Raw genomic sequence first — 11989 nt, 5'->3', positions numbered from 1 at the left:
TTATACATTTTCATGATTGTTTTCTACCCAAAATACAGTCTTAATGGAAAAAATACCAAACAAATGCTCATAGCAAGAAAAAAAGCAGCTTTTATTTCAGCTGCTCTTTTACTTTCCACGAATACTCTTTCGGACTGCACCCTATGTACTTTTTAAATACCATATTAAAATATTTGTAATCACCGATTCCGCACATCCAGGAAACATCCTGAATGGTTATATTTTCCTGCTTCAAGAGCTCCACCGCCTTTTGAATGCGAAAGCGGTTTAAATATTCGATGAACGTGGTTCCCATCTGGTTTTTGAACTTCCGGTTTAAAAAAGTCTCGCTGTAATTCATGGCCTCCACCACATCCTGCCAGCCCATTTTTTCCTGATAATGATCTTCGATGAACTTCAGCAATTCTTTTACAATATCATCATGTTCCCCGTTTTCCTCTGCTCTGGAAACCAGCCTTACCTTTTTCAGTTCTTCCGCCTCCTGCTGCTGGGCAAGCCAGGTCTGATAGATCCAGCGTTTTTCTTTTGCATTCTCAATTGCCTTTACTAACTCCTCCCGCTTCAGCGGCTTTAAGAGGTAATCCGTCACTCCGTAGTGGATGGCACTTTTTGCATATTCAAAATTTGAGTATCCTGACAGAATTATGGCGGAATAACTGTATTCCTCATTCGTCTGCCGGATCATTTCGATTCCATCCATCATGGGCATATTGATGTCCACAATCAGGATATCCGGTCTCATCCTTTCAATCAGCTCCATTCCCTCTATTCCATTGCGGGCCTCACCGACTATGGTGCAGTCCAGCTCTGCCCAATGGACCGAATACATCAGCCCCTTCCTGATAATATCCTCATCTTCTGCTATTAAAACACGGTACATTTCATCACCCCTTCTGCTCAATCCGAACCGTTACCTCAAAACCAATACCTTCTCTGTTTCTGATTAAAATCCCGCTGTTCTCTCCATATTGAAGATAAAGCCTGCGGGACAGATTGCACAGCCCAATGGAGGAAGAACTGTTGTCATGCTCCTTTAACTGCCGCTCCAGCTCCTTTGCTTTCTGAGGTTCCATGCCCAATCCATCATCCAGGACATGGATGACCAATGTATGTCCATCCATATAACCGTGAATCAGGATATTTAATTCCATTTTCTTTTGAAAACCATATTTGATGCTGTTTTCAATCATGGGCTGAAGCAGCATTTTAGGCACAATACACTGGCTGCATTCTGTCTCAATATGGATTTCACAGTGGAAACGGTCACCAAAGCGGCAATTCTGTATCTCCAGGTATGCATCAATAAACTGCATATCTTCTTCCAGAGTCATTTCTTTTCGGATCGTATTCACGCTGTAGCGCAAAACCTCCGTCAGCTTTACGATCAGCTCTTCCGCTTTCGGCGCATCAAATATTACCAGATTCCGGATAATTTCCAAGGTATTATAGAGAAAATGGGGATTCATCTGCTGGGTCAGCTGTTCCATCTCAATACGGCTGTTGAGCTTAAGCAGCTCTGTGTTTCGTTCATTTAAATTCTGTATGTTATCCAGCATTCGGTTCACCTGATGCCCCACCTCCCCGAACTCATCATCCGTTCCAAGCTGAATCCGGTGTTTGTGATCCCCTTTCTGGATCATGCGGATCTCTTTCACAAGTTTTTCGATGGATGCGGCATTGTTGGCAGCCATGGTCCTTGACATCCAGCATGCAACCGTATACCAGCACACTCCCACTGACAAAAGAATTAAAAGCCCTATGGATACCGCCTGGTTCCGGGGATAATGTACCAGGGAATAGATTACGGCTGAGTATTCCGGCAGCTCTTTTGAAACACTCCAATACCGGTCCCCTTTACTTTCCCAGATTCCATGCCCCACTCCATAAAACTTATTATTGCTGTCAGCCAGCCCCGGTTTACTTATGTACATCACATTCTGTCTCATATCTGTGATTACACCGTCAAAACTGCTCTCAGAGAGATAAAAATTCCACTCGCTGCCGGACAGGAATAAGGTCAGGTACCCCTGAATGCTTCCTTCTTCAAAAATCGGCTTTACAAAAAGGGAATCCGCATAATTTCCTCTGTCATAATAAATGGCCCGGTAAATTTCTCCCTCTTTATGATTTCTTGCATTATAGCAGATTGCATTATTATAATTCAGCAAATAGGAGGAAACCCGGTTCTCATTGAAAGAAGTAAATACCACCTTGCCGCCTTTATCTACAAGCAGAACCTCATTGTGAACCTTACATTCCTCATTAAACTGGCGGAAAAGATTTTTAAATTCATCTGCTGCACCGGAATCCGGCTGTGAAAGCATCCTCCTCACAATATCATTGATCCGGTCATTCAGCAGGAATTTTCTATTCTGAAGATCAAGATCAAAAAATGTTTCTTTCAGGCGTTCCAGATGGGAAACCGCGTTCAGCTCATTTTCCGTCAGAGTAATGATCGATTGTCCTGCCCAAAAGAAGAAAACGCTGATTATCATCAGCAGAACAATCTTCCTGGTTACCGACTTCTGTAAGTTTTTTTGAAACCGTCCCTCTTCCGGAACTCCGTTTTTATTGGAAGGATGTAAAACAAATCCCATAGTATTCACAGTCCTTTCCCATTTTCATCAATTCCACCCCTATTTGTCATAACCATGATTTTTTCTTTCACTTTATCATTTGTCCCGGTTTTATAAATTTTAACAATAAAGGCATCGCTGAACAGCCATTTTTTATTAATAATTCTATTATAAGAGGTGTATTGGGGTTTTTCAATAAGAATCGGAGTCATCCGCTCAGCCGGGCACTGACATAAGAAAATAAAAAAGAACGGTGAGGAGTTTTGCCTCACCGCCTGCACATTATGCTTATACCGTACATTTCATCACTTCAAATTTATTCCTGCCAGAACCTCATTGGTGGTAATACCGTTATAATTATAAATAAGCTCATTTATGTCAAAAGGAATGCCCGCTTTATCATCAAGCTTAATAAGTTTATAGTTGTTATGCAAACGTTCCGTGTTACGCAATATGGATTCCCGAATAGATGGCTTGGTTATCTCACCCGCATTAGTTACCACATTATGTAAACTTCCAAATTGATTAATCAGTGCCGCCGCAGTTTTCGGCCCAACTTTTTCAGCTCCTTTGATATTATCTGAAGGATCACCCGTCAATGCTTTGAAATCTGCATACTGACCAGGTGAAATTCCATATTTATTCCGGATATATGACGGATCACAGAGTATGGTATGATCACCCCGGTATCTTAGAATCGAAACACTGTCGTTAATAAGCTGAAAAAAGTCACTGTCAAAGGATGAAATAATGATCTCCATTTTCTTTTCATATTTTAAGACATAGCTTGAAATAACATCATCTGCTTCATGTTCAGCAATCTCTGTGTACTTAACATCTAAAAAATCAAGAGCATGATATATGTCTTTAATCTGCGAAAAGGGATTGTTTTCATCCGGAACTGTGGAGTAGTCTATACGATTTGCTTTATAGTCTGCAAGTAATTTGGTACGGCTGTTTTCATGTTCACCGTCAAATAATATAATAAGATGTGTAGGGCTTGTCATTTTAATTATTTTAATAAACGCACCCACAAAGCCCAGTACCCCTTGAATGGCCTTTCCATCTTTATTTACGATTCTTGATGACATGCCGAAGAACATCTGAAACAGCAAATTACATCCATCGACGATCAATAGTTTTTCCATAGGGTTTACCTCCATACTTCATCTGATCTTATTGCTTATATAAAAATATAGATCCTATTCACTTCTTCCCAGCTACTATATCACAGCTTTATATGATATGTCCATGCCTGACAAGGACAGCCTCAGTTCCTGTTCCCTGCATTGCCCCCCTAGGAATAGGGACCGGAGATACATGAATTTCCTCGCCAAAGGATAAGACATCTCTTCCGGCAGTATCGATAATTACATAAGCCTGACAACCCTTGGCTATTTTATTTATTCAATTTATTTAATTCATATTGTATCCGCAATAGGAACATAATATTATTTACAAGCTTATAATCCATTATTACCTTTTCTGACTGCAGGGTTTACATGAAAAAAACAATAGTTAACAATTAAACCTAAGGCTTCCTATTGGTGTTAAAGCTGAAAGGCTTGACGTTTTTAGTCCTTGCCTTTATCATATAAACGTGAGGTTTAAACCTGCCACAAATACCTTTTGACGATGTATCATCTTTTGAGACGCTAAGGAAAACACGGAAAATCCTGATCCGGCATCTTTCCATCATGAGAGAAAACAGGACAGCCAATCAAAATAGTGTATACAGCAATGGGAGGAGAGGATTAAAAAGAAAATCTGTAAAACAGTTTTTCATAAAGAAGGGAGCTAAACAAGTTATGCTAAAAATAGCATTATGTGACGATAACCGCAGCGCGATCAAGAGATATGCGGAGTTAATTTCCCAAATCGCGGAAAAGCATCAGATAAATATCGAGCTTTCCTATTTTTATAGCGGAGAATCCCTGCTTTTTCATTATTCTGAAGCACCTGAACAAACAGATATTATATATTTAGATATCTTGATGGGAAAAACAGATGGGATGGAGACGGCCCGGAGGCTGCGTGACTGTGACTGCAAAGCCCAAATCGTTTTTTTGACCAGTTATGAGGATTATGTTTATGAGGCCTTTGATGTAAGTGCACTTCAATATCTGTTAAAGGAAAACACAAGCCCCGAAAAATTTGAGGAAGTTTTCTTAAAGGCAGTTGAACTCGCCTCGAAAAAAGATGATGAATTATTTACCTTTGAGTTTGACGGCAAAACCAGTGCGGTTCCTGTTAATCAAATCTCCTATTTTGAAATTTGGCAGCGAATCGTAACGGTTCATTACAGCGATGGGAAGACAGCAAAATTCTATGACAGTATGGAGCACATAGAAAATAAGCTTTCCGGAAAGGACTTTGTACGGTCCCATCGTTCCTACCTGGTCCATCTTCCCTACATCGTGACGTTTAAGCAGCAGACCGTGCAGTTAAAAACCGGAGAGACAGTTCCCGTAGGAGTCACATATGCACAATCCCTGAAAAGGGCATTTTCTGATTATATTTCACGTTTTCACATTTATAATTCCAAAAATTCAAATTAGAAAAAGGAGAGGCCATGTTTTACATTGTTGTCCCGGTAGTTCTCCTGTACTACTATTCTTTTCTGTATTATTACCGTAAGCTCTTTCCTGTACAGGGGAGACGATTTATCCAGACCCTGCTGCCTCTGATGGCCATTGCCGCATCATATGTCTTCCTAGACCCCTCGGAAATGCGCTGGTTAAGGATTCCGATCATCATGTTCTCCATGATCCTGGGGATCCGTTTTTCCACCGGAATGGACTGGCTTCAGTCTGTCTACGGGGGAAGCTGCTCCGTGTTAAGCGCATACTGCTTCCGGGGCATATTTGCGGTATTCAGCGCCTTTGCTTTCCGCAACTATGATTGGACCAATATAGAGATTTACTATGGAAGCACCGTCATGATCCTTCCCTTAGCACTTGTATTCTTTGTAATTCTGTACAAAACCATCCTTCCTGACGACAAGCTTAAGCTCTTTTTATTTAACCGCAATCAGCTTAAATATGTCGTGGTATATGAGATTACAGCTGCACTCAATCTGACTGTCATAAATTCAGGACGCGACCTGTTCCCTTTTGACTTATTGTTTTCAGGCAATCTTTTATCTCCTTACGGCATATGGTATGTGGAAGTAGGTTTAGGAGCTTATGTCCTCACTATCGGCATGCTGATATATGCCATATACCAGTCCATCCAGAGCACGGAGCTGCTGGAATACCAGTGGAGAACAGAAATGCTGGAAGGGCAGTATGAACGGCAGATGCGGCATTATAAATCATATCAGAAATACACGGAAAGCTTCCAGGCATTCAAGCATGATTATAAATCCATGATGGTATCATTAAAATCATTGATCCGGACAAACGAAAATGAAAAAGCTCTTCAGCTGATCGATGACATATTTGACGAGATGCAAAAAAAGGTACAGGTCCACAAAAAATATTCCGACAACGTCATATTGGATGCCATGCTGCAGGATCTTGCAAATATCTGCTCAGAAAATCAGATACGGTTTTCGTCAAGCGTATTCGTTCCCCGCGACACAGGACTGTCGGTCATTGACGCCATCCGTATTTTTTCGAATTTTACCAACAATGCCGTGGAAGCCTGTCTGAAAGTTCCGGTTTCAGAGCGTTTTATCGATGTTGCCACTACCAGCGAACAGCAGTGGGTCACGCTTCAGGCAATCAATTCCTATGATGGTCAAACACGCGTGGAAAACGGGAAACTCCTTACAACCAAACCGGATAAGCACAATCATGGACTGGGTCTTAGAATCGTAGCGCAAATCGCAGAAGATTTAGGCGGATTTATGATGTATGAAACGGATCCTGAAACCAAGATATTCCTGGTAAGGATCCATATCCCCCGGTTAAGCGAAAAACAGTCTTTATAAGTTGATCAGCTTTCATATTTTTATCAGGACAAAGCTTAGGTTGTAAAAGAACCTCAGGAAGTTGATATGCTCCAATTATAATTTCAAATGCCCCGGCAATTTGCCGGGGCATTGACTATAATAAAAACAAGAAATCACAAATCAGTTTCCGCAAGGCCAGGATCAGGTCGCATTTATTTCATCTTCTAATCCAGTTGTGCAGAGAGCACCCATGTAAAACCATATTTATCCGTAACGCAGCCACTCATTCCATGATCGTGAGGAGGCGGGTTTTGCTGCAATTTATGAACTCCGGCTCCTTCTTCTGCAAGAATATTAAGGGCCTGTTCTGCCTTCTCAACCGAATCACAATAAACATGGATACTGATTGCCGAACCTTTCTCCACCGGCCACATTGCATCTGCACCGCTGACACCGTAAGTTTCAGTCAACATGACATGCCCGTGCATGATCTTCCTTTTTTGTATTTCATCCATAGGCCGGTCCGGATCCTCCGGCATCTCTCCATACCGGGCTAAAAGCGGCTCCTGTCCGTCAAAAGCCCGTTGGTACAGCCGAAATGCTTCTTCGCAGTCCCCGGTAAAATTAAGATATGGCATAATCATAATCATTCCCCCCATATTATTCCGCGTATCTTCTATTTTTTTACAGCCATTTGTTATTCTCCGGATTTCCTTTTCCGTTTTAGGATTCCCCGTTTATACCGCCTGGCTTCCGCTCTTTCTTTTTGTACTTTTTGCATGCATACATTCTGCGGTCCGCTTCCTGGAGTATATCTGCCAAGCGATAGGCAGTGCCGGAGCTAAAGGAAAAAGTGCCGTGGCTGAATGACAGCGGATAAGGCTTTGATGACGAGCATTCCAGCTTTTTCAACTCACTGCACATTCTTACAATGATCTTTTCAGCAATATCTTCCCTGCAATTCCTAAATATAATGAAAAATTCATCCCCTCCATACCGGCAGACAACATCCGAACTTCGGATCGAACTGAGGATCACTCCTGCGATGCTCTTAATGGTAAAGTCCCCCTCATCATGTCCATATGTATCATTGATCGCTTTCAAATCGTCAATATCTATAAATGTCAGACAGGTTGGCGTATCGTTATAAAGCAGGGTCTTTTCCAACTCCTTCAACCCAGCCTCCCGGTTATAGGCTCCCGTCATAAGATCGGTAGCCGCAGTCAGCCATAGCCGATGCTCTCTCGTTTTCCAGTCACTGACATCCTCAATCACATAGAGGAACAGGACCTGTCCATTGGGCAGCAAACACCTGCTGGACATGATCCGGTACCATATGTTATTGCTGCTATCAAAAACTTCACGGAAAGCCGGAAAAATGTCCTGCTTGCCAAGCTCCGCCATCATCTCCAACAGGAGGCTGCTCTGCTCCTGCCGGGAGGATATATACTCAACATCACCTAAGGTCTGTCTTGCAGGACGGTTGGCATATACCACTTTCCCATTAAAATCTACCTCCAGCACTAAAATATGGAGGAGATCAAGGGCCTGAAGAATCTGATGATAGCGCCAGCTGCTGACAGGCGCAGGAATGTCCCAGGTATTATCCCCTCTGTCTTTTACAGAAGCGGACGCCACCCGGTCGATCAAATCATTAAACGTATCAAACAATTCTCCGGAATATTCCAGTTTGCTGACTACATAACCTTCTTTCAGCTGTTTCACGCTCTGGGTCAAAACAGAGAGCTGGGAGTGGAGCTGCTTAAGGGGAGCAGATAAGTAATTGTACCGGGACGGAAGGGGCCCATCCAGCTTGCCCTTCGATAAATCAACCGCCAGGCGGTTCATTTCATTGATATTTGGAATCAATTGATTGATCCTTCCAATAAACTTCTGCCATTCCGGCGCAAAGGCATCTTCTTTCATTCTATCGCACTGCTCTCCCGACAGCAGCTTCTCAAACAAATCCTCCACTGCCTCAAGCATTGTATGGTCTTCATGGTTCATACCCTGTCTCCTTGTCTCTGCCCATCTCCTGCTTCCCTCTTTTCCTTATCTCCGGCTTTCAGCCACAAACCGGCAGGTCCTGTCCCCGGTAGACCAGCAGTCAATCTCTTTGACTTCAAACTGGTATCCGCTGTAGGTCTCCAGAATGCCCGCAATAAAACCCTCGTCATAGTCACATACGGTCTTTCCGGAAATTGGGAGGCCGGAGCAGTCTAAGTCTTCTGATACTGTCAAAGTGAATGAAAGGGAGTCCATATCCACCTTTTCAATGCGCAGGATACCGATTTTCAGCTCCTTCAGCTTATTCGTTAAGTTGGCGATGAAGAAATCAAAATCGCCGGAAAGATCCAGCACGTTTTTTGCCAGCTCCTTGCCGGCCAGATGCCCGGCAGCCCAATACAGGCGGCTGGCGGTCTCTTCGTCATATTCACGAGCCAAAACGTCTTTTAAGGTATATTGCAGCAGACGGTAGACAATTACCGGCATATCGGAGCCCAGATTTTTCCTTCCTTCATCAACATTGCCAAGGCTCTTCCAGGTGAAATGAGACGGTTTACTTTCATAACGCATAAAAATTCCTCCTTTAAATGTTATATGACAGAAACGCTCACCCGCTATCTTCCCGGTATGCTTAAAACTTGCAGACCAGTATTTCCACGAAGCCATTACCGGTTCTGAGAAAACTTCTTTAAGAAAAAACACGTAATTCCCTGTCGGCTTTCAGCAGGCACAGATGATGGCATGATTTCTCTGTAGGGAAAAGGACATTTTTTTCATTTTATAATATCTTCCTTTTATTTAAGGATAAAACGTTACAAATAGGCTTTTTAATGTCCTGAATAATGAGCCTTTGCCCATAAAACCTGCGTGTTGCGGTTTATACGTTCTTTTTCTAACTGCAAACAAAAAGACCCATTTTTAACTGATGTTAAAAATGAGTCTTTTTTATGAAAGCGGGTGATGGGAATCGAACCCACGTATCCAGCTTGGAAGGCTGGTGTTCTACCATTGAACTACACCCGCAAGGAATTTTCGAAAAGATTTCAAAAGTGCTTTGAAAAGCACAATGCCCAAAGCCGGAATCGAACCAGCGACACGAGGATTTTCAGTCCTCTGCTCTACCAACTGAGCTATCTGGGCCTAATCATCTGCAACACAGATGATTTTACAAGATTTCTTTCCTCTTGTCAAGCTAAGTTTTCTAAATTATGTCAAAAAATCATAATTCTTAATGAGATCTTTCCAATACTCATGACGGGCAGTAAATCAGCTGGGCAGCTTATGGGATTCCGTTCCACAGCAGCTGTCCGTTTTCAAAAATCACTCCTATCCGCCCCGTATCCTTTAGCCAGGAAAGATAGGAACGGACAGTGCTCCCCACAAGTACATATTGCTCAAAGGTCATTTCCAGACAATAGGTATTGAAAAGCTGCTGCAAGACCTTTTCAAAGATAACCGGCTCTTTACAGATCTCAAGGATCTGATCCGCTATTTCATGAACCTTGTCAATGTTAATCTGAGCCAGCGGGGCAATGTTGTCCGTTACTTCTGCGTGAGCAGGTACGAAAACCTTTGCTTTTAATGTCTTCACCATTTCCAGGGTGTCAAGATAAGCGGATACATCATAGATAAATCCGATCTGGTATTTTTCCAGTGTTTCCTTGCTTGATAGGCAGTCTGCCAAATAAACCACGTCATCCATATTCCGAAAGCCTACCATATCAAAGAAATGACCAGGAAGGCGAATAATGCTCATGCACTTTGGAAGAACAGTTTCAGTAAGATATTCTGAATTGCTTTCCTGCGCCATGAGGAATTTGTGCCGCAAGTCCTTTGGAGGACACCCGCCATATAAAAAAGAGGGCTCAAGGAGCGTATGATTTGTAAAGTCACATTCAATACCCGGAGCATAAATTTTGCATCCCGTTTGATTCTGCAAATACTTATTGCCGCCAATATGATCAGCATTGGAATGAGTATTATAGATTGCTGTCAGCCGCCAGCCATTGGCGTCCAGAATCTGCCGGACTTTTCGCCCTGCATCCTTATCACTCCCACTGTCAATAAGGCAGACATCTGTATCGTTAAGCTTAACAATGCCGATCTTTGCAGGACTTTGAACATAATAACTATTTGCGCTAACCTGATTCAGCTCGTACATCTGAGAAACCTCCAATCAGTAAAAATTCTGTTATGATGAATTGTATAAATCCCCTTTTATCAACTTCCATTGATATCAAAGAATTATACCATGCCATCCATAGCAGTATAACCGGCTTTAGCCTCTTTGGCAACAAAAGAAACACAAACAGAATGAGAAAGGTTCTGCCCCAGAAAGTTACCCTTTGCGGGTAACGACCGAGGGCATCAGCCCGGTTACAGGAAGGGGAGTATGGGATACTCCCGGACAGGCCTTCCTTTCCGCAGCGAGATCTTATCTCCTTCCTCCACCTTTCCGCAGAGCAGAGGACTGTTCACATCATATAAAGCGGACTTTCTCTTTACTGCCTCCACGCTGTCATTGGCATAACAATACTTGCACCCGGCCAGACAGGTGTCATAAGTTCCCACCTCAACGCTTTCCAAGCAGCCGCATTCCATTCTCTGGTTTTTATCCTTTCTCCTGCATACCGGGCCGCCCAGTAACTGTTCCGCCATAACGGGATCAATGCAGCTTCCCCTGGCAACTCCCACAGAGCTTAAATCTGTTTTTTCCGCACATGCTTCGATCCTGAGCCCGAAAGTTCCTGCAATGGCGGCCAGCTTTCCGCCCAGTTTCTTCATCCCTTCTTCATCCAGTTCTTCTGCCGGGATTCCCTTCATGTTGCGTTCCGTTTTACCATACTTATCCAGAAAGCTGATGACAACCTTTTCCCCGCTGCCGCACACGCCGTTTGCTATCTCCTCAAAGGCCCGCAGATGGTATTCCTCCCTGTACCGGCTGTTAAGGAATATGGGATCATACCTCCAGACCATGCGTTCCCTTCCTACCTGTTCCGCCGTTTTTTTGAAAACATCGATCATATGCTTTTTATCCGGCAGTCCAGGCTCCACATCTGCCCCATATCCGGTCAGGGTGAACTGGATATAATACGGGATATCTCCCAATTCCCGGATCCGTTCCATCATTGGCTCCGGGTTTTTCGTCCAGAATACAATCAGCTCCACCTGCGCGGGAGAAAGGTCGATCCGGCTGATCTGGCGGCTGTTCATGGGGTTTTTCACGTAAAGAAACCCTTCTTTTAATCTGTTAAAAAACCAGTCCGGATAAAACTGAGGAATATCCGTCCGCCTGCTGACACTGAGTATCATCTCATTCCGCTCCTGACTCTTCTTAGTAAAACCATTATACTACGCCAAAGGACTGACTTCAACCGCCGTGAATTATATTCTGTCAATCAGATATTCGCAATCCGCTTCGCTGCTTAATGAGGTTAAACTCCAGAAAATACTTCGCCTGGACGGAAACAAGTTATTTATAAAGTACAAAAGGCAGAACATCAAATATTAT

Annotated in this window: 10 protein-coding genes and 2 tRNA genes; 2 read left to right on the top strand and 10 right to left on the bottom strand. The window is 43.1% G+C overall.

Annotation, left to right across the window (positions count from 1 at the left end):
- Positions 1-91 precede the first annotated feature (91 nt).
- The 3 genes from K401_RS0111270 to K401_RS0111255 all read right to left on the bottom strand — a co-directional run bounded on the left by K401_RS0111270 (position 92) and on the right by K401_RS0111255 (position 3724).
- Positions 92-880, bottom strand: coding sequence for a response regulator transcription factor (locus tag K401_RS0111270; protein ID WP_024293041.1), 789 nt, complete (start codon positions 878-880; stop codon positions 92-94).
- Between the two features lie 4 nt (positions 881-884).
- Positions 885-2597 (bottom strand): sensor histidine kinase, encoded by a 1713-nt coding sequence (locus tag K401_RS0111265; RefSeq protein WP_024346039.1) that lies wholly within the window; start codon positions 2595-2597, stop codon positions 885-887.
- Between the two features lie 284 nt (positions 2598-2881).
- On the bottom strand, positions 2882-3724 hold the full coding sequence (locus K401_RS0111255) for a 5'-3' exonuclease (RefSeq protein ID WP_024293038.1): 843 nt from the start codon (positions 3722-3724) through the stop codon (positions 2882-2884).
- 660 nt (positions 3725-4384) lie between these two features.
- Between K401_RS0111255 and K401_RS0111250 the strand changes: the two genes are divergently transcribed.
- The gene (locus tag K401_RS0111250) at positions 4385-5134 is read left to right on the top strand and encodes a LytR/AlgR family response regulator transcription factor (protein WP_024293037.1); all 750 of its coding nucleotides are present in this window, start codon (positions 4385-4387) and stop codon (positions 5132-5134) included.
- Positions 5135-5148: 14 nt separating this feature from the next.
- On the top strand, positions 5149-6510 hold the full coding sequence (locus tag K401_RS31195) for a sensor histidine kinase (RefSeq protein WP_024293036.1): 1362 nt from the start codon (positions 5149-5151) through the stop codon (positions 6508-6510).
- Positions 6511-6695: 185 nt separating this feature from the next.
- On the opposite strand, the gene K401_RS0111240 is transcribed toward K401_RS31195, so the two are convergent.
- The 7 genes from K401_RS0111240 to K401_RS0111210 form a co-directional block, all read right to left on the bottom strand.
- Positions 6696-7115 (bottom strand): VOC family protein, encoded by a 420-nt coding sequence (locus K401_RS0111240; RefSeq protein ID WP_024293035.1) that lies wholly within the window; start codon positions 7113-7115, stop codon positions 6696-6698.
- Between the two features lie 79 nt (positions 7116-7194).
- Positions 7195-8478, bottom strand: a complete 1284-nt coding sequence (locus tag K401_RS0111235; protein WP_024293034.1) for a sensor domain-containing diguanylate cyclase — start codon at positions 8476-8478, stop codon at positions 7195-7197.
- A gap of 45 nt (positions 8479-8523) precedes the next feature.
- Entirely contained in the window at positions 8524-9048 is a 525-nt protein-coding gene (locus K401_RS0111230) for a V4R domain-containing protein (RefSeq protein ID WP_024293033.1), read from the bottom strand.
- Between the two features lie 382 nt (positions 9049-9430).
- Positions 9431-9501: transfer RNA gene (locus tag K401_RS0111225), tRNA-Gly, on the bottom strand.
- A 44-nt stretch (positions 9502-9545) separates the two neighbouring features.
- Positions 9546-9618: transfer RNA gene (locus tag K401_RS0111220), tRNA-Phe, on the bottom strand.
- A gap of 139 nt (positions 9619-9757) precedes the next feature.
- Positions 9758-10639 carry an MBL fold metallo-hydrolase gene (locus K401_RS0111215; protein ID WP_024293032.1) on the bottom strand — a complete coding sequence of 294 codons (882 nt, stop codon included), beginning with the start codon at positions 10637-10639 and terminating at the stop codon, positions 9758-9760.
- Between the two features lie 215 nt (positions 10640-10854).
- Positions 10855-11790, bottom strand: a complete 936-nt coding sequence (locus K401_RS0111210) for a DUF1848 domain-containing protein (protein WP_024293031.1) — start codon at positions 11788-11790, stop codon at positions 10855-10857.
- Between the last annotated feature and the right edge of the window lie 199 nt (positions 11791-11989).

Origin of the sequence: Lacrimispora indolis DSM 755 (assembly GCF_000526995.1) — a bacterium.
Taxonomy (GTDB): domain Bacteria; phylum Bacillota; class Clostridia; order Lachnospirales; family Lachnospiraceae; genus Lacrimispora; species Lacrimispora indolis.
The sequence above is the reverse complement of the archived record's forward strand: the minus strand, read 5'-3'. Positions and strand labels throughout refer to the sequence as shown.

Excerpts from the sequence above, each read along its gene's own strand:
- K401_RS0111215 (WP_024293032.1), bottom strand. The coding sequence starts at position 10,639 with ATGTACGAGCTGAATCAGGTTAGCGCAAATAGTTATTATGTTCAAAGT.
- K401_RS0111230 (WP_024293033.1), bottom strand. The coding sequence starts at position 9,048 with ATGCGTTATGAAAGTAAACCGTCTCATTTCACCTGGAAGAGCCTTGGC.
- K401_RS0111240 (WP_024293035.1), bottom strand. The coding sequence starts at position 7,115 with ATGATTATGCCATATCTTAATTTTACCGGGGACTGCGAAGAAGCATTT.
- K401_RS0111210 (WP_024293031.1), bottom strand. The coding sequence starts at position 11,790 with ATGATACTCAGTGTCAGCAGGCGGACGGATATTCCTCAGTTTTATCCG.
- K401_RS0111255 (WP_024293038.1), bottom strand. The coding sequence starts at position 3,724 with ATGGAAAAACTATTGATCGTCGATGGATGTAATTTGCTGTTTCAGATG.
- K401_RS0111235 (WP_024293034.1), bottom strand. The coding sequence starts at position 8,478 with ATGAACCATGAAGACCATACAATGCTTGAGGCAGTGGAGGATTTGTTT.
- K401_RS0111250 (WP_024293037.1), top strand. The coding sequence starts at position 4,385 with ATGCTAAAAATAGCATTATGTGACGATAACCGCAGCGCGATCAAGAGA.
- K401_RS0111270 (WP_024293041.1), bottom strand. The coding sequence starts at position 880 with ATGTACCGTGTTTTAATAGCAGAAGATGAGGATATTATCAGGAAGGGG.
- K401_RS0111265 (WP_024346039.1), bottom strand. The coding sequence starts at position 2,597 with ATGGGATTTGTTTTACATCCTTCCAATAAAAACGGAGTTCCGGAAGAG.
- K401_RS31195 (WP_024293036.1), top strand. The coding sequence starts at position 5,149 with ATGTTTTACATTGTTGTCCCGGTAGTTCTCCTGTACTACTATTCTTTT.